The organism is Sphingomonas sp. (assembly GCF_025353885.1).
GTDB lineage: Bacteria > Pseudomonadota > Alphaproteobacteria > Sphingomonadales > Sphingomonadaceae > Sphingomonas_O.
Genome location: NZ_JANXNX010000096.1, coordinates 20,665 through 38,788, shown reverse-complemented (window position 1 = coordinate 38,788; position 18,124 = coordinate 20,665). Strand labels below are relative to the sequence as shown.

Annotated in this window: 10 protein-coding genes; 2 read left to right on the top strand and 8 right to left on the bottom strand. The window is 61.4% G+C overall.

Annotated features, from left to right (window positions below; translation table 11 throughout):
- Window positions 1-5: 5 nt before the first annotated feature.
- Both Q0R02_RS10315 and Q0R02_RS10310 read left to right on the top strand, forming a co-directional pair.
- Window positions 6-1,835: a cytochrome c3 family protein gene (locus tag Q0R02_RS10315; RefSeq protein WP_293883164.1), complete on the top strand. Its 1,830-nt coding sequence runs from the start codon at window positions 6-8 to the stop codon at window positions 1,833-1,835.
- Between the two features lie 112 nt (window positions 1,836-1,947).
- A complete protein-coding gene (locus Q0R02_RS10310; RefSeq protein WP_293883196.1) occupies window positions 1,948-2,808 on the top strand; it encodes a phosphodiesterase in 861 nt (286 codons plus the stop codon).
- A 157-nt stretch (window positions 2,809-2,965) separates the two neighbouring features.
- On the opposite strand, the gene Q0R02_RS10305 is transcribed toward Q0R02_RS10310, so the two are convergent.
- From Q0R02_RS10305 to cysS, 8 genes are all read right to left on the bottom strand, one after another.
- Window positions 2,966-6,934 carry a hypothetical protein gene (locus Q0R02_RS10305; RefSeq protein ID WP_293883161.1) on the bottom strand — a complete coding sequence of 1,323 codons (3,969 nt, stop codon included), beginning with the start codon at window positions 6,932-6,934 and terminating at the stop codon, window positions 2,966-2,968.
- Complete coding sequence (locus tag Q0R02_RS10300) at window positions 6,934-8,946, bottom strand: hypothetical protein (RefSeq protein WP_293883157.1); 2,013 nt, start codon at window positions 8,944-8,946, stop codon at window positions 6,934-6,936. Before Q0R02_RS10300 ends, Q0R02_RS10305 begins: the two co-directional genes overlap by 1 nt.
- Window positions 8,947-10,884 (bottom strand): heme-binding protein, encoded by a 1,938-nt coding sequence (locus Q0R02_RS10295; protein WP_293883194.1) that lies wholly within the window; start codon window positions 10,882-10,884, stop codon window positions 8,947-8,949.
- A 2-nt stretch (window positions 10,885-10,886) separates the two neighbouring features.
- Complete coding sequence (locus tag Q0R02_RS10290; protein WP_293883193.1) at window positions 10,887-12,143, bottom strand: multiheme c-type cytochrome; 1,257 nt, start codon at window positions 12,141-12,143, stop codon at window positions 10,887-10,889.
- A gap of 349 nt (window positions 12,144-12,492) precedes the next feature.
- Window positions 12,493-13,935, bottom strand: a complete 1,443-nt coding sequence (locus Q0R02_RS10285; RefSeq protein WP_293883155.1) for an aldehyde dehydrogenase family protein — start codon at window positions 13,933-13,935, stop codon at window positions 12,493-12,495.
- 24 nt (window positions 13,936-13,959) lie between these two features.
- Entirely contained in the window at window positions 13,960-15,606 is a 1,647-nt protein-coding gene (locus Q0R02_RS10280) for an acetolactate synthase large subunit (protein ID WP_293883152.1), read from the bottom strand.
- A gap of 76 nt (window positions 15,607-15,682) precedes the next feature.
- Window positions 15,683-16,624 carry a D-2-hydroxyacid dehydrogenase gene (locus tag Q0R02_RS10275; RefSeq protein ID WP_293883149.1) on the bottom strand — a complete coding sequence of 314 codons (942 nt, stop codon included), beginning with the start codon at window positions 16,622-16,624 and terminating at the stop codon, window positions 15,683-15,685.
- Window positions 16,621-18,069, bottom strand: coding sequence for a cysteine--tRNA ligase (cysS, locus tag Q0R02_RS10270; RefSeq protein WP_293883147.1), 1,449 nt, complete (start codon window positions 18,067-18,069; stop codon window positions 16,621-16,623). The genes Q0R02_RS10275 and cysS overlap by 4 nt, the downstream gene beginning before the upstream one ends.
- Window positions 18,070-18,124 lie beyond the last annotated feature (55 nt).

The following is an 18,124-nucleotide window of genomic DNA, read 5'->3' as shown; positions in this document are numbered from 1 at the left end:
GAACCATGACCTTCATCATCCGAACCATATCGCGCACCGCCGACGGACGCGTCATAATTCGGCCCTTGGCAATCGAAAAGGAGACGATCGGCATTGGCCGTGACGCTTCCAACGACATCCACCTGCCCGATCTGGCGGTCGAGCCGTTTCATGCCGCGTTGACCAAATTACCCAATGGCCGCGTGCTGGCGCAGACTGTGGGTGGACTTGGCTTTACCGTCGATGGCCGGTCGACCAAACGCGCGGAAATCGATACCAACCGGGGGGCCGAGTTGCGCTTTGGCGGCCATTTGCTGACGCTCGCCATGGAAGACGGCGACGCGACGATTGCGATCGAACGGACCGAAGCCGTGTCCGACGCAACGGGCGAAAAGGACGAGCGCACAGCGTTTTCGCTGGTCGGGCTGTTACCCGGCAAGCGGACTGGAGCATGGACGTTCTTCATCTTGATCCTGCTCGCGTGTCTCGCCTGGCCGGTTTATTCCTGGGCAACGTGGCACGACGCCAAGACACGGCCCGCCGGATTCCATGCCGACCAGATGTGGTCGTCGGGACCGCTGAGCCAGGCGCATCGATCGCTCGAAAAAAATTGCCAGGCCTGTCATGACAAGGCCTTCGTGTCGGTCGAGGACAATAAATGTGTCGCCTGCCACACGGGCATCCACGACCATGCCGATCCAAAGCGCCAGATCAACGCGATGGCCGCACCGAACTTCGGCAAGCGTATCGAGAACGGTTTCAAGTCGGCGTTCGGGGTGCCGACCGGGCAGCGTTGCGTCGATTGCCATACTGAGCATCAGGGGGCAGGGCCAATGCCCGCGACCGCTCAGGCGTTCTGCACCGACTGCCACGCCACGCTGAAATCGCGACTGACCGACACCAAGATTGCAAATGTCGGTGATTTCGGCACCGCGCATCCGCAGTTCCGTCCGGCCATCGTGACCGACAGTTCCGGGCAGGGTGGGCGTCCAATGTTCCAACGGATTTCGCTCGATGCCAGGCCAATTCAGAATTCGGGACTTAAGTTTCCGCATGGGGTGCATTTGTCGGCGACCAACGGCGTTGCCCGGATGGCGCAGACGATGAAGGCCGAACAGAGCTGGGGCAATGCGCTGGCGTGCAAGGATTGCCATACGCCGACGGCCGATGGCGTTCGGTTCCAGCCAGTCGAGATGGAGCGTAGTTGCCAGATGTGCCACAGCCTCGCGTTTGATCGCATCGGCGGGACGGTGCGGACGTTGCGGCACGGGCAACCAGCGCAAGTCGTCGCCGACCTCCGCGCGTTTTTCCGATCAACCGGGCCGGTCCGTCCGATTTCGCTGGGCGGGATCGAGCGTCGGCGCCCTGGTGACTATGCTGCCAACGAAACGCAGGGCGACTATTCCAGCGGATTGCGAAGCTATGGCGGCGGGGCCGATGCCGCGATCAATGCCGTCTTTACCAAGGGCGGCGCATGCTATGACTGCCACGTCGTTGACCGGACGGGCGATGCAGGGTCTGCTGGCTGGCATATAAAGGCCGTCGTCCAGCCCGAGCGCTTTCTGCAGAAGGGCTGGTTCGACCATGACGCACACAAGACCGAAAAGTGCGAAACCTGCCACAAGGCGGCGACGTCAACCGCGACCAGCCCGATCATGCTGCCGGGAATTGCCACCTGCCGCGAATGTCATGGCGGTGAGAACAGTCGTGCGGCTGTGCCGTCATCATGCGCGATGTGCCACAGCTATCACATGGATGCAGCTGCCCCCTGGCGAACCAAGGTTGCGGTCAATCGCGCCAAGGGACAAGACCGGTTCGTGCAACCGTCAGCCAGTGGAAAAGGCGTGACGCATTGAAGATGCCAGTATCCCGCCACGATACTTTCGCTTCCGAAACATTGACGTTGTCCGACAATTGGGGTCTTGTAAAACAAGCCCGAACGATGTGGGCCGGGGGATGTTCAGGCAGATGTTGATTGCCCAGGTCACCGATATTCATCTGGGCTTCGAGCCTGACAATCCTTCGGAATTCAATCGCAAACGGCTCGATCAGGTGCTGCGGCATTTGAACGCGATGCGCCCGCGACCCGACATGCTGCTGGCGACCGGCGACATCGTTGATCGGGGCGACGGCGAAAGTTATCGGAGACTACGCAACGCCCTGGCGCAGGTCGACTTTCCGGTCTGGCCGTGTCTCGGCAACCATGACCTGCGCGAGAACTTTACGACCTGGTTTCCCGATATTCCATTTGTCGACGGGTTTTGCCAATATGAAGTAGAAGCCGGGCCATTGCGCCTGCTGGTGCTCGATACGCTGGACGAGGGGCGGCACGGTGGCGCATTTTGCGAAGTGCGCGCTCGCTGGCTGAACGAGCGGCTTGCCGAACAGGTCAATCGCCCGACCGTCATCGTCATGCATCATCCGCCAGTCGAGGTTGGCATTGAATGGATGAACACCCATCCCGACGAGCCATGGGTTGGCGTGTTTCGCCAGTGCATCAAGGGCAAGTCGCAGGTCATCTCGGTCATCTGCGGCCACCTTCATCGTGCGATCACTTGCCAATGGGAAGGGACGACGATTGCCATTTGTCCCTCGACGGCGCCGCAGGTTGCGCTCGACCTCCAACCGATCGATGCCGAGCGGCCCGACAACCGCCCGATGATTATCGCCGACCCGCCAGCGTTCGCGTTGCACTGGTGGAACGGCGACCAGCTGATCACGCACTTTGATAATGCCGATGAGCATGTGATGCTGGCAAAGTTCGATGCCGGAATGCAGCCGCTGGTGCGCAGCCTGCTGGGCGAACGGCCGGGGGCTGCGGCGGGCTAGACCAATCGTCGCAGTGCGGTTGCGAAGGCTCGTGCCTTTCGATTTGCGATCGCCTAATCCGGGCGTAGCCGGATTTACGAGTGCAGGCGGGGCGATTTTGTCAGGCCGACCAGAGCAATCCCGACGCCTGGACTGAACACCGGGTTCCACCTTCAGCTCAGCCGCCGACCCAATCTGCCAAACTGGGCGTATCGACGACCTTATACGGTATTCCCCGGCGCATCAGGAACAGCTTTTCCATTTCCTTGCGCGTGAAGGGGCGGCTGCCGACGCGACCGAAGACGGCGATCTGGTCGCCGGTCTCGTCGACGGCGCGGTCGCGATCGAGACCCTTCGACATGGCGAGCGCGGACGAGGGCGTCCTTGCCCAGGCGATCAGTTCGGGCATGGGCTGCGGTGAAAACCCGTAGAAGTTAGGCTGACTGGCGGGACTGGTCAGCTGGATCACCTTCATGCCGTTCTTGCCGTCGGCGACATAGGCGAACAGCGACGCATTGGTGCTGCCGACGACAACGTCATGGACGTCGTTCATCTGGCCGCCGAACGTCTCCTTCTTGTAGATGACCGGCGACGCGGGCCTGGTGATGTTCACGATGACCAGCCCCTCCGCTCCGCCCGCGACATAAGCATAGGTCCGCGCGAGATAAATGCGCGATGCATTGGCGAGCGCGACACTGCCCGACGGCACCGCCACCGGGCTGGCGAGGTTGGTCACGTCGAACAGCTTTAACCCTTGCGCGTCCGAAACCCACAGATAGCGGAACTGCAGCGCGGTGGCGCGCGCGTCGGTCAGCGGGATCGTTGCCGCCAGCCTGGGATGCAGCGGATCGTCGAGGTCGATGACGACCAGGCCGACCCTGGCTGTAACATAGGCAAAATGTCCGGCCAGCGTGACGTGTCGCGCGCCTGCCAGGACATTGTCGGGGTTCCACGTCACGGCGCGTTTCAGGAAATTGTTGCGGAACTCACCATCGGCCATGGTCGTGATGTCGGTCAGGATCAGCCCTTCGACACTGTCGGTGATGACCGCGTAATTGTAGATTGGGTGGAACGGCTGTTCCTGATTGAGCGCGCGCATTTCAGGCGTGTTGCGCAAGGGATTGATCGGCTGCCCGGTCGGCAGTGCCATGCACGTCGCATTGGTTGAGGCAATGTGCGCGTTCTGACCGAGCGGCGAAAAGGGTGCGGCGACAATTGGGTTGGAGAAACCCTTGTTCCCGATCGAAGCGACGTCATAAACACGAAAGCCGCCGCGCCCTTCGGCGACATACATATATTCGCCGCGCAGTTGCAGGCAGCTGACACCGTCGCGTGTCCCTTGCGTGACGTTGCGGAACTGTTCGTGCGGCTCGGTCTCGCCCGAAAGATTTTTGTCGAACGTCTTGCCGCGCGTCCAATTGATCAGCTCGCGCTTGTTCTTTTCGACGTGGAGCTTGAAATAGTCGGGATAGGCATAGCGCTGCAAATAGCTGCCCAGGACCGCTTGCGGTTCATCCCATTCGGTGACGCGGATCGCCTCGAACCCGCTCTCGAGGCCGGTCCAGGCGTTCATGCCCACGAAGTTGACGAAGTTGGTGCCGAGCAACAACAGTTGCGACATGATGGCGTTATTGTCGTCATTTGCCGAGATATGGCAGTCCGAACAGGTCTTGGTTTCGGTAAGGCGGACTGTGTGCGGGAAATGCGGCGCAAACGCCTGGCTGGAAAAGCCTATGGCTGAAATTGGCGGCTGCTGGATATAGATGCGCTCGCGGTTGAGGTTGGTCGAAGACAGCACCAGCGCAGAAGTAGATCGGACCGGGGTGATGATGTTGCCCTTGGTCGTCATGTGCTTGCCCAGCTGGAACATGTCATCGCGCGCGACCTGCGGATTATAGGTCGCGAAGTTGCGCGTTTCCTCACCATCATATTTGTGGCTGGATGTTTTCCAGTTCGCCTCGATCGGCAGATGGCAACCGCCGCACGACGTCGTCCAGCTGAGATGGCAAGTGAAGCAGGCCATCTTGTCGTCGGTGTGCGCGCGGTCGGCGGGGGCGATCCCTGGCCCCCAGCCTTGCGTCTCGCTGTTCCCCATCAGTTTCGCGCGCGCGGCCTTAATGTTGAAGTCGGGTGAGGTTCTGTCGACCGAATCCTTGACCAGATGGACGCGCCATTCGAGCTTTGGATCAGTGATCGAGCGCTGCATCAGGACACGCCGACCACTTGCATCGGTGACCCATTCGAAGCGGCGCTGGCCGTCCGGATTGCGCAACAACGACAGGTTGCCACCCGTCGGTCGGGCAGCCGGGCCGCTGGTAAGCAGCGTGGGATAGGCGCTGGCCGATCCGTGGCAATCCTTGCAGCCAATCTCGACCGCGTTGGCGACTTCGCCGTAGATCAGGCCGTTGCCGTGACTGTCCTGAGCGAAATGGCAGTCGGCGCACTGCAGGCCCTTCTCCGCGTGGATGTCCATCAGGTGGACGGACTTGCCGGGGCTGGTGCCGATAGGAACGAATTTCGGTTCGCCAGTCTTGCGCCATTTCTCGGGGTCGTCGTTTTTCACGATTTTGCCCTCGGCATCGAGCAGATTGCCCTCGCGATCACGCTTCAGGATCGCGCGGAAGTTCCAGCCATGGCCGTGATAATCGGCGAACTGAGTGTCCTTCATCGTCGGATTCAGGTCGTAGACGTTGCGTAGGAAATCGAGATCGGCCCACGATCCGCGCACAGCGGCGGCTTCCGGATTACGGTCGAGCACCTGGCGGGCAAAGTCGGCCTTCGGATATTGCTGCTCCTTTGGCCACATGCGTGGCGCGTCGGCCTCATAATCCCACATCGTGTAGCCGAGGAACGAGTTCAGGAAGATGTTCGGCTGGTGCATGTGACAGCCCATGCACTGGCTGGTCGGGATCGCCCGCGTGAAGGCATGCTCGACCGGATGGCCCTTTTCCTTCTGGCCGGGCTCACGCGATGCGTCGCCGTGAACGGCAAAGCTGCCATGCCGCGATGCCGCCGCATGGTCCCCGTGCTCCTCTGGTTCGAGCCGATCCTTGATCGTCGGATCGACCGTCGCGGTTTGGCCGTCGCGCCCGTATTTCGCCCAGATCGACGAATGGCGGGGCTCGCGATCGTTGGCATAGACGACGTGACACGCGGCACAGCCAGACTGGCGATAATCGCCGGGCTGGTCGTTGGTGCCCATGAACCACATGAACGGGTCGTTGAGGCGCGTCTTGTGGATGTTCAAGACCGGAATCGCGACGCGCAAGCCGGTGCCGGGGCCACGGTTCGACTGTTTGAGGTCGGGCCGTCCGGGTTCGTCGAGGCGCTGGATGCTCCCCGTCGGATTGGGCAAGCCGATCTCGGCGAATTGGGTCGAGATATTGCGGCCACCGCGTTCGAAGACACGGAACACATCGCCCGGGGGAATGACGTGCCAGGTCGGCAAGGGGTATAGCACCGGCAAAGCGCCGCGCGCGGCTTGGTCGGACGTTACAGTGCCGTGCGGTTCGCCCGGCGACATGATCTTGGCGGGTTCACCGGTGCGCGTATAGGCTTCACCAAAGGCGTAATTCTTGAATGGGATGATGCCGTTATTATACGCCGCACCGCCCCATAGCATCGCGCCCGAAGCCATGATCGACCGTTCGGCGGCCTCAATCGTATCCTGGTGACAGGCGCCGCAACTTTCGCGAACCACGCGGTAGTCGGACGGGTTGACGAAGCGGACATATTCGGGCGCCTCCTTATTCAGTAAGGTGTAGCTCTGGCGCGGATTGGCGGGTGACGGCCAGTTCCAGGCCTTGGGAAAACGCGGCATGACGTGCGCGCGATTACGGATTGCGACATAGCGCGGATCGTCGAACTTATCGGTCTTTTCGGCGTCGGGCAGCGAAGCACTGGCGTCGCCGCCGTGACAATCGGTACAGCCCAGCACGACTGCATCAGATTTATGCATCGACCATGCATCGGAGGCGGAGTGACAGGATATGCAACCCGCGCTCTTGACCTTGGCTTCCTCGAGTGTCTGTGCGGGCGGGGCGGGGGGCGTGAAGCCGTAGTGGATGTTCTGCGCCTTTTCGGCGTCGCTCGCGCGGAGCACCGACGCTGGCACCATCAATAGCAGCAGGATTGCCAACCAGCGCATCAGAAACTAACGATCGTGTTGAACAGCACCGAGTAAAACCGGTCGTCGCGGCGTGAACTGTCGAACAAGTCCTTGAACCCAGCGCCCGGCTGCAGGACTGCACCCGACAGGCGGAACACGACATTCTGGATCGCTTTTGGACGAAATATCGCGGCGGCGGACACATCATAGCCAATCGATCGGGGAATGCTTCCCTCTGTCCGGAGCGCCTGCAAGGTCGCCGTGTTGGCGAACCACAAATGGTTCACGTTGGTCGTTACACGCAACGTCGGCGTGACGTCGAAATCGGCGCCCGCTCCAATCAGGACAGTGCCCGGATTATTGAAATTGGACTGACCCTGTTCCTTGGACGATCGCAAATTGTTCAGGACCCCGTTGCGCGTGCTGATGGAGACATTGCGCCCGCCACCCGCAAACGGGATCGACTGCCGGATCCAATAGCTGGTGTCCGCGCCTGCAAAGATGGGGTTTTCAAATATTGCGTCGAACCCGGTTTCCTTGTTGTCGTAAGGATTCTTGTCGCCGCTCGCATACAGGACCGAAACCCGGATGCGCGCCCAATCGGTATCGATGCTGGGTTCGGCCGCCAGAAAATAGGCGCGGACCTTGGCGGGCTGCGAAGTGAAAAAGCTGTTCCGGTCCTGCCCAAATGCGCCATATGCCTGCGCCGTGAGATTGATCCGCCCGACATGGCCGTCGAGCGCATAGCCGACATAGCCTACGTCGTACTCGCGCCCGCGCAAGTCGCCGAGCAACGCGGGACGGGCGGGAAATCCGTTGCGATCGATCTCTATCCGGTGGCGTTCACGGTTCATGTTATAGGTCAGCGATATCTGGCTGGTCATGCCGACAACGGGAAAATCCTGGCGAAACACGTTGGCTGCCACAACCCAGTCATGCCGAGGCGAGTCGATCACCGAGTTCAGGCCCGAGTTGGTGTCCTTTTCCAGTCGCCAAAAGGCCGCGAGGTTGAATTGGAAACGGTTATTGTCGCGGTTGCCGAAGAAACGGATACCGAGCTGGTTGTCGTTGAAAAGAAAACCGCGAAAATCGGCCTGGAAAGGCTGCACCCCGATGCGAATCGATTCGAAGTCGTAGCGGTCCGATGTATTCCTGATGTGATAATCGACAAACGCTTCCTGCACCCCGAGGAAATGATCCCACCGATGCGTGTGGACGCTTGGCCGCACGTCGAGAACGCGTCGTTCCGATACGTCGACATAGCTGGCATTATAGGCCAGCACGACGCGATATTCGATCTCGGGCGGTTTGTAGGCAGTCGATCCCTTGATAAACGAAAAGCCCGCAATCAAGGTCTGCGAGGCGACGATGGACTGGCCGCGCCCGAAAACGTCCAGGCTGTCCGGGCGACCGGTCGTCTGCACACCCACAGGCGTCGGGAAGCTGCGCGGCTCGATCACCGTGTCCAGAACGCCGGTAAGCGCGAGGAACCAGTCATCCTTGTGCAGCCCGAAGAAGCGCGGCGTTAGGCAGCGGGCAATGCCAGCGGCCTTGCGTCGTGCCTGTTCTTCCACGGTGTTGAGACAGACCGGGCGATCGCCCTTCAGGATGTTCTGGTGATAGGGGTCGCGAACCGAATGGCAGACGCTCAACAGGCTGGGATACAGGCTGCCTTGCGGGCACAGGGTCTGGACGAGCCGCCAGCGGTCGGGCACCGGGAATTCATCGGTCGGAAATGCCTCAGGCGGGGGCGGGCGGACTGCCCCGATATTTTCCTGCGTAACGCGGTCGGGCAGGGCCTTTTCATGGCCGGGACGACGTCGGCCGTCGATCAGCGCACCGTCGGCCGAAATCGCGGGGTCTTGCGATATCGGTTCCGCAGGGGGAGCGGGGGGTGCGGCCTGCGCCGGGGTCGGTGTCGGCGCTTCCTGGTTCAAATAGTGCGGCAGTCGGCGTTCGCGGACGGCGTCGCTCTTGCCCATCCGTGACATTGCCTGTGCCTCGCCCGACATCAAAGCCAGCATCGGCAGAAATGGCGCGACGATGGCCACTCAGCGACCCTCGCAGACGTTTTGCGCCGATGTGTCGAGGAACGGTGCGAACGGGCAGGACACAAATCGTAAACGGACGCCGGGACTGTTGGAAAGCGGGATAACCAGTCTGTCCGCACGAATGGCCTTATCTGCGTTGCCGATACCGGTGCCGACGCGAAGTCCGCCGTTCAAGGCTCCGAGGAACGAAATCATGTCATCCTGGTCGATGCCGTCGCCCGATACGCCAAGCCCACCGACCAGTTGCGACCCGCGATAGATGGGGACGCTGCCCGGAAAGATCTGGATGCCGTTGGCGAGCTTGGTCGAATTGGTTATTCGCGTACAGCGTTGCGCCGTATCATTGGGATTGCCGGCGATAAACAGAAAATGTTCGGCAAGGTTCTGGAGGATAAGTGCCGACTGGAGGCCCGTTGAAAAGGGGCTGAATTGTCCGATGGGCCGCGACAGCGGGCCGTTGGGACGACCGATCTCACCATCGGGGAAATAAGGCCGGGCGAGGTTGCCGATCGATCGATCGCCGAACGCCGTCTTGCCTGTAAGCGCAGCGGGGTCGTTCAGGAAGGTGCGAAACCGGGGAACAAAGTCTCGGACATCCTGCGACGGGTCGGTTTGCAGTTCAGTCCCCGCGCTTGCACTCGACAGGAACATCACGGTGCGCGCCTTTTGGAGCGCGACATCGGTGCCGAACAGCGGCGCGTCGGGTGCGCGCACCAGCCCCAGTACAGCACCATTGGTGTCGACCAGCGAGATAGACACTTGCGCGCGACTGTCGAGCGGTTGCCTGATCTGCGCCCGCGCACGGCTCATGATCGTAAAGGCTTCCTCGAGAAGAGCGCGCGCTTCGGCGATGGTAATCGGTGCAGAATCGGTCCCGCCACGCACAGGATACCGGTCGGTCCCTGCGCCATCGGTCAGGACGAAGGCGTCGGGGTTGGCAAATTCGGCGGACGTCGAGGCGCGTATCCCCGATGCCTCGGTGCCATAGGCAGTGCCTGCGATGATCGTGGCGAGGTTATATCCGCGCACCGCAACCAATGTTCCCAATCCCGCAAGTGCGGCAAAAGCGGGAGCCGCACCGCTTCGCTTGAAACCTGCGGGGGTCGCGTCGCTGTATCGAAGCAGCGTGCCGTCCACCGTAATGCGGTCGGCCCTGATGTTGGCCGCAGCATTGAAAGCCGCAGTGCCGGCCAGCGCGATAAATTCTTCGTCGCTGCTGTCGATATCGATAATGTTGGGATCAGAACCATATTCGCCGTCGGTCATGACGCCGACCCCGCCGACCAGCACGCCATTCTTGTAAAGGGGAAAGCCGCCCGGGTCGGCGGATAGGCCGAGCGGCGACCGCTTCGGGCCGATCAGCGCAGCCGTCCCGGCGGCACCGAACCGCGCCGAAAGATCGGAACAGGGCAGCGAACTGAACTGCACCCCGAACAGAGGACCGCTCTCAAGCCCTGCCGTCAGCGAGGGCGCGGGCGGGAAATGCTCCTGAACAATTTCCGAAGCCGTCCGCGTGGAAAACGCGTTGCCCCCGCTCGACAGATAGGCGCCAGTGACCGCTTTGGCGATAGCCGCCGCCGCCGCCGGAATGAGCAGGTTCTGCGCATCGATGTTGTCGCCGTTCGGAGCGGACCCGGTGAATGCGGTGGGACGCGCTCCGGTCATATTAAAAACCGCAAGCACGTTGCCGACCCGGTCGGTCACGGCGATGACGGCAGGGGCGGACCGCGCCTGTGCTTCGGATATTGCCCCTGCCAACACCGTTTGCACGTCGGTGACCGACAGCGACTCCTGGGCTGGAACCGCATAGACCGCGACCGGAGGAGAGGGCGAGGCGGGCGGCGTCGCGGCGGGAGATCCATTGTTATCGGTCCCGCCGCCGCAGGAGGCCAGCAGCAAAGCCGATATGGCCAGGGTACTGGCGGTGCGCTGGAACATCATCATCGCAGTGTCCGGATTGTCCGGACCGCGCTGCCCAAGGCGCGGCGGAAATCGAGCGGGCGATAGTCGTTGGGATCTTTTACCGCCGCGTAAGCACGGTTGATGTCGCCACGGATTGCCTGTGCCGATCCCGGTGGAACCTGGCCCGCATTGACCATCGCGTTCAGCAATGTGTCCACCGCCATGACAGATTGCGTGCTGCCCGTATAATCAGTGAAGCGCGGCGTGATGGCCTCTCCCGAGATCGTCTCGATGATTGCCATAGTCTTTGCACGGTCGAAGCTGGCCGACCCGAACGCCGCCGCCAGCGCCTGTGCGGTCGAGCGCAGTCGACTGCCCGCCGCAAGCGCTGCGGCTCGGCTTTCAGTGTTGGCGCGATGAAAGGCCTTGCTGTCGGCATCGAAGCGTGCAGCGAGGACAGGGGCCGCCACCCGTGCCGCCGCTGACAGCATGATCATGTTTTCGTCGTTGAACGGCGGCGTGCCCGGCGCGATCGGTCGTCCGGGATTTGCCTGCGCGGTCGGCTTGAAGTTGTCGGTATCCTCGATCCGGCGATGGCAGCTGTGGCAGTCGTAAAAGTAAAATTCCGGAAATGCGCCCTCAGTCCCATAGGTCGGGTTTGCGTAGAGTGACAAGGCCCGATCGAGCGCCATTGCCTGCCCCACGGCCCAAACGCGCACGTTGTTCGTGCGGCCCTTGCGCGCGGCATAATCGGCATCCTCATTATGATGTTGCTGGAGCGTCGAGAACAGGTCGAGTTCGAAACTGATGCGCGGGTGCCCGGCGGCCATGATGCGGTGGGTCACGAACTGCCCGCCATCGGCAGAGCCGAAGTGGCAGTCAAGGCAGACGGCGGCTTTTACCTGCGTGCGATCGAGTGGGACCATGCCGCGCGCAACATTGGCGGCATGGGTGCCGCCGACCGCGCGATGGCTCGCCAGCCATTCCGAAGCGCCGCCGTGACAGGCTTCGCAGCCTACACCGTCACTCATGCGGAATTGTGCGCCGCGCTTGCCGACCGGGGGGGCGTCGGCATGGCAGCCGAGACATTCTCCGGCAGAGGTTGCGGGGCCGATGCCGAGACGGGCCGCGATTTCACGCCCGCGAGGTTCGGACAAGACTGCATAGGCGCGCGAATGAGCGCCGGTCGGTGAAGAAGGTTCCTGCCAGCGCAATATCTCGTCCTGGCGAACGACCTTGCCGTCCGCCTCTTGTCGGCCGTGGCAGGTGGTGCCGCCGCACGAAGCGACACCCATGTGGACATTGTCGTTGGGCAACGCTGCCTTTACCGGTGCGCCGATAAACGCAAATGTGATAGCCGATGTGGCGAGCGCAATGCACAGCAGCGCCGCCCAAAAGGCTGCCGCGCGGTGGCGCATCGTTACACTGAAAAACTCCCGCACCGCATAACCCCCCGTCCGGCCCCGCATGGGGTCGGTCGATTAGACCTGAAAACTAGCGTGCGACCCCTTATTTGCGGGGACTTTAACGGCGTAACGACCTCCGTGGCAAGGCGGGAATTGGGTTGATCTGGCCAGCCGCATAGATTTACGGCCCAGTCTGTGAAGCCCCAGTCGTCGCCCGGCGTCACTCCGGACGCGGCGCCTAAGCCCGTTCGGTACGACGGATCACGAGATTGCGGATTTCGCTCATGTCCTCCATCGCGAACTTCACCCCCTCGCGGCCCAGCCCCGAATCCTTGACGCCGCCATAGGGCATGTTGTCGACGCGGTAGCTTGGCACGTCGTTGATCACCACGCCCCCGACCTCGAGCCGGTCCCATGCGTCAAGCGTCTTGAAAAGATCGCGCGTGAAGATGCCAGCCTGCAATCCGAACTTGCTGTCGTTGACCTCGTCCAGCGCCGCGTCAAAGTCGCTGAATTTTGACAACAGCGCGACCGGCCCGAACGCTTCTTCGCGATAAGCCCTGGTGTCGCGCGGCGTGTTTTCGAGCAGCGTCGCCTCCAGCATCGCCCCCTGTCGTCCACCGCCGCACAACAGCGTTGCGCCAGCGGCCACCGCCTCCTGTATCCAGTTATCGAGCCGCGTGGCCTCGTTCACGTCTATCATCGGACCGATGAACGTGTTGCGGTCCTTGGGGTCGCCCGAAACCAATGTGCGGGTCCTTGCCACGAGCATGTCGCGAAATTGGTCGTAAACACGCTCGTGAATGATGATGCGCTGGACGCCAATGCAAGACTGTCCCGACTGATAGAAAGCCCCGAAAATCACGCGTTCCAGCGCGTCGTCCAGGTCGGCATCATGGTCGATAATGACGGCGGCATTCCCGCCCAGTTCGAGAACGACCTTCTTCTTGCCCGCCTTTGCCTTCAAGTCCCATCCGACCGCCGGCGATCCGGTAAAGCTCAACAGTTTCAACCGGTCGTCGGTGGTAAACAGGTCCGCCCCGTCACGATGGGCCGGCAGGATCGAGAAGGCGCCCTTCGGCAAGTCGGTTTCGGCCAGCACCTCGCCGATGATGAGCGCCCCCAGGGGGGTCCGACTCGCAGGTTTCATGACGAACGGGCAGCCGACCGCGAGCGCTGGCGCGATCTTGTGCGCGGCGAGGTTGAGGGGAAAGTTGAATGGCGAAATGAAGCTGCACGGTCCGATAGGAACGCGTTTCCAGATGCCCTGATAGCCCTTTGCCCGCGCCGCGATGTCGAGGGGCTGGACCTCGCCGGTGATGCGAACCGACTCTTCGGCAGCGATGCGGAACGTGTCGATCAGCCGCCCGACCTCACCCTCGCTGTCCTTGATCGGCTTGCCCGCCTCGACACACAGCGCATAGGCCAGTTCGCCAAACCTTTCGATAAACCGCGTCACGCAATGCATCAGGACTGCCTGCCGCTCATAGGCGGCCATGCGTGCCATGGGTTCCGCAGCCTCGACCGCGGCTGCAATTCCAGCATTGATGGTCGCGGCATCGGCCTGCGCACAGCGGAACGCGACCTTACCGGTGAACTTGTCGGTAACTTCAAGATCGGTATTCGGCTGCCTGGCTTCGTTTGCAAGATAGAGTGGGTAAACGTCTTTTAATATGGCCATTTCAGTCTCCGTTTACCCGGCTCTTCAAACCGCTTTTGCCAGTTCTTTGATGTCGTGATTGAGGATGCGGTCGTTGTCTGAATAATCAACTGGGCAGTCGATGAGGTGAACCCCCGGCGTCGCCATAGTGTGCCGCAACAATTCGTCCAAATGGGCAGCACTTTCGACCCGGTGACCGAACGCGCCATAGCTTTCAGCATATTTCACAAAGTCGGGGTTGCCATAGGTCAGGCCCCAGTCCTTGAAGCCCATGTTCGCCTGCTTCCAGCGAATCATGCCATAACTATTGTCGTTCAGGATCAGCACGGTGAGGTTCAGCTTCAGCCGAACCGCCGTTTCCATCTCCTGCGAATTCATCATGAACCCACCGTCGCCGCAGATCGCCATGACCTTGCGATCGGGATAGACCATCGACGACATCATCGCGCTGGGCAGGCCCGCGCCCATCGTGGCCAGCGCATTGTCGAGCAACACGGTGTTCGGCTTGTACGCAGTATACCCACGCGCAAACCAGATTTTATAAACCCCATTATCCAGGCAGATAATGCCATCGTCTGGCACTGCGCAGCGCACTTGTTCGACCAGATGGGGGGGGTAAATCGGGAAACGCTGATCCCCCGACAGGCTGGCCGTGTGCGCCACTTCGGCGGCCCGCGCCTTTAACATGACGTCCGACTGCCACGCGGGATTAACGACGATCGATTCCTTGATCTGCCAGATGGCATTGGCGATATCGCCGATGACTTCGATTTGCGGGAAGTAAACGGGATCGACCTCGGCCGATTTCGACGAGATGTGAATGACGTGCGGGCCGCCCGGGCGCATGAAGAAGGGCGGCTTTTCAATGACGTCGTGACCGATGTTGACGATGCAGTCTGAGGCTTCGACGGCGCGATGAACGAAGTCGCCCGCACTGAGCGCGGCGCACCCGACGAATTTCGGATGACGTTCGTCGATGACGCCCTTGCCCAATTGGGTGGTCAGGAAAGGGATGCCGGTTTTTTCGACCAGCTCCAGCAGCATCTTCGATGTCATCGTGCGGTTGGCGCCCGCGCCGATCACCAGCACCGGAGCCTTGGCCGCCTGAATCTTCTCAACCGCAGCGGCGACCGCCTTTGCATCCGCAGAGGGACGGCGCGCGATGCTGCGCGGAATGGGGGTGGAATCGGTCTGCTCGTCGGCGATATCCTCGGGCAGTTCTAGATGGACCGCGCCCGGCTTTTCTTCTTCGGCAAGCCGGATCGCCTCACGCACCCGGCTCGGGATATTGTCCGCGCTTGCCAGTTGGTGGGTATATTTGGTGATGGGTCCCATCATCGCAACGACGTCGAGGATCTGGAACCGGCCCTGCTTCGACTTCTTGATCGGCTTTTGCCCGGTAATCATCATCATCGGCATGCCACCGAGTTGGGCATAGGCGCCCGCCGTCACGAAATTGGTTGCGCCGGGGCCCAGCGTCGCGAGGCACACGCCGGTCTTGCCGGTGTGACGCCCATAGGTGGCGGCCATGAAACCAGCGCCCTGTTCGTGCCGTGTCAGGATCAGCTTGATCTTGGTCGACCGCGACAGGGAATCGAGGAAATCAAGATTTTCCTCTCCGGGCACGCCAAAAATATACTCGACGCCCTCATCTTCGAGGCACTGAATGAAAAGGTCCGAAGCCTTGGTCATGAGTCGCGTATCCCCCAGTTGAATAACTTGTCAGCGACCCGGGCGGGTAGGCTCCCGCATCAGCAGCGGGTTGGTATCAGTATCCGCGCCGAAGGTCCACGACGTTTGCGAGCGGTTTCCCGCCCAGATAGTTGTTCAGATTTTCAAGGAACAAGGCGGCCGCACGCGCTGCCATCTTGTCCTGCGACTGACCCGAAAGGTGCATTGTGATGTGCGCATTGTCGAGTGTCCACAGCGAGTGGTGGGGCGGCAGCGGTTCGGGCGTTGTAACATCCAGAAACGCCGCAGCGATCCGCCGCCTGGACAACGCATCCACCAGCGCGTCCTGATCGATGACTGACCCGCGCGAGATATTCAGCAGCGTCGCAGTCGGCTTCATCGCATCAAGCTCCGGTCGTCCGATTAGGTGCTCCGTTTCAGGCGTGGCCGGCAGGGCAAGAATGATCCAATCGAATTCGCCCAGTCGCGCCCGCCAGTCGTCAGGGCCCAGCGTGGTCGCGTCACCGGTGGTTCGCCGCACCTTGCTAATGTCCACGTCGAATGCGGCTAATCGTTTTTCGATCAGCTTGCCGATTGCGCCATAGCCGATCAGCAACGCCTTGCTGCCTGCCAGTTCGGCCCGGCCCGGGGGGATCCTGAGCCATTCGTGCCGGTCCTGTGCCTGGACGACTTGCCGATAGCCCTTGGCGATGGTCAGCATCCCCATGACGACATATTCGGCGATCGTGATCGCGTTGATGCCCGCGCCGTTGGTGAATACGACGCCGCGATCGGCGAGCAGATCGAGCGGAAGGCCGTCGACCCCGGCGTAGAGCGAGTTCAGCCACTTCATTTTCGTTGCGGCGTGGATGATCGGCAGCATGTCCTGTCGTTTGTACAGGTCGAACCAGCCAATCTCCGCGCCCGGCGCGTATTCGAGCGCCTCAGCCTTGGTTGCGAACCAGTTCACATCGATGTCGATGGGCAGATATGGCTCGACAAAGGGACGCACCATGGCGCTGAGTACGGCCGTGGTCATGTCAGGTCGAGCTTCCAGTCCCAGCCCAGCGCATCTCCGTCCATGACCTCGATCCCGGCAGCGACGAGAGCGTCGCGGATGCGGTCAGATTCGACGAAGTCTTTGGCGGCCCTCGCTTCTTTTCGCGCGGCCAGCAGCGCCTCAACCTGGTCGTCGGTCAATGCGGCATCAACCGGCCTTAATCGCAGGTCGAGGCGGTCGATGCTGTCGAGGCGTAGGCCGAGGACCGCATCCATGCGCTCTACCAGGTGAAGTCGGACGGCAGGCCTAAATGCCTTTGTGGTGGCCGCTTCCTCGATCAACGGCAGCGCGCGGGGCAGCGCCAGATCGTCGCTGATCGCTTCGTCGAACCTGTCGAGCAGCAGGGTTGCGGCGGGCGAAAGGATCACCTCATCCTCATTCCCGCGAAGGGGCACCACCACCATCACGAGCCGTTTCAGGCGGGTGAGCGCGGCCATCAAATTTTCACCCGAAAACTCAAGCTCGCTGCGATAATGGGCTGACAGGCACATCAGGCGATAGGCGAGGGGATGGATGCCGCGATCGACAAGCGCCTGCAGCGTCGCGATCGGGCCCTCCGACTTCGACATTTTTGCCGCACTTTGGCCCGTGCGCGTGATCAGGAAGTTATTGTGCATCCACCAGTTAGCGCCCGTTGCCGCCGTGCCGGTGTAAGCCTGGTTCTGGGCGATCTCGTTCGGATGATGAATCTCGCGATGGTCGATGCCGCCGGTATGAATGTCGAATTGCGGTCCCAGATATTTGATGCTCATCACCGAACATTCGAGATGCCAGCCCGGCGCGCCCTTGCCCCATGGCGAATCCCACTCCATCTGGCGCTGTTCGCCAACCGCTGATTTGCGCCAGATCGCGAAGTCCGACGCATGGCGCTTACCGCTGACCCCGGCGATGCGACCTTCGCCTTCGTCGGTAAGCGCGCGAGCGAGGCTGCCGTAGTTGGCCACCGAACTACTGTCGAAGTACAGGCCGGTCGGCAATTCGTAGCAATGCTCTGGCGCGATCTTTTCGGCGAAATTCACCATGTCCTCGATATGGTCGGTGGCGATCGACCAGCGCGTCGGCTGGCGGATGTTGAGTGCCGCGACGTCGGCTTTGAATGCGGCAGTGTAATGGGCGGCGATGTCCCAGATAGTCTTTTGTTCACGCGCGGCGGCCGCCTCCATCTTGTCGTCGCCGACATCCGCGTCGGAGGTCAGGTGCCCAACGTCGGTAATGTTGATGACATGGGTCGTCTCCAGCCCCTTATATTCTAACGTCCGCCGCAAGGTATCGGTGAACACATAAGCGCGCAGATTGCCGAGGTGGGCGTAGTGATACACGGTCGGTCCGCACGAATAGATGCGGGCGTGATCAGGCTCAATCGGCACGAAGGCTTCAATCGAGCGGGTCATGCTATTGAAAAGGCGGATCGGTATAGCTGTCATAAGGGGGCGTTGCGGCAATCGCGCCGCCCCCGTCAACCGGCTAAAGAGGCCGACT

Coding starts and splice junctions, on each gene's coding strand:
- cysS (WP_293883147.1), bottom strand. CDS start 18,069: ATGACAGCTATACCGATCCGCCTTTTCAATAGCATGACCCGCTCGATT.
- Q0R02_RS10275 (WP_293883149.1), bottom strand. CDS start 16,624: ATGACCACGGCCGTACTCAGCGCCATGGTGCGTCCCTTTGTCGAGCCA.
- Q0R02_RS10315 (WP_293883164.1), top strand. CDS start 6: ATGACCTTCATCATCCGAACCATATCGCGCACCGCCGACGGACGCGTC.
- Q0R02_RS10310 (WP_293883196.1), top strand. CDS start 1,948: ATGTTGATTGCCCAGGTCACCGATATTCATCTGGGCTTCGAGCCTGAC.
- Q0R02_RS10305 (WP_293883161.1), bottom strand. CDS start 6,934: ATGCGCTGGTTGGCAATCCTGCTGCTATTGATGGTGCCAGCGTCGGTG.
- Q0R02_RS10285 (WP_293883155.1), bottom strand. CDS start 13,935: ATGGCCATATTAAAAGACGTTTACCCACTCTATCTTGCAAACGAAGCC.
- Q0R02_RS10295 (WP_293883194.1), bottom strand. CDS start 10,884: ATGTTCCAGCGCACCGCCAGTACCCTGGCCATATCGGCTTTGCTGCTG.
- Q0R02_RS10280 (WP_293883152.1), bottom strand. CDS start 15,606: ATGACCAAGGCTTCGGACCTTTTCATTCAGTGCCTCGAAGATGAGGGC.
- Q0R02_RS10290 (WP_293883193.1), bottom strand. CDS start 12,143: ATGGGTGTCGCTTCGTGCGGCGGCACCACCTGCCACGGCCGACAAGAG.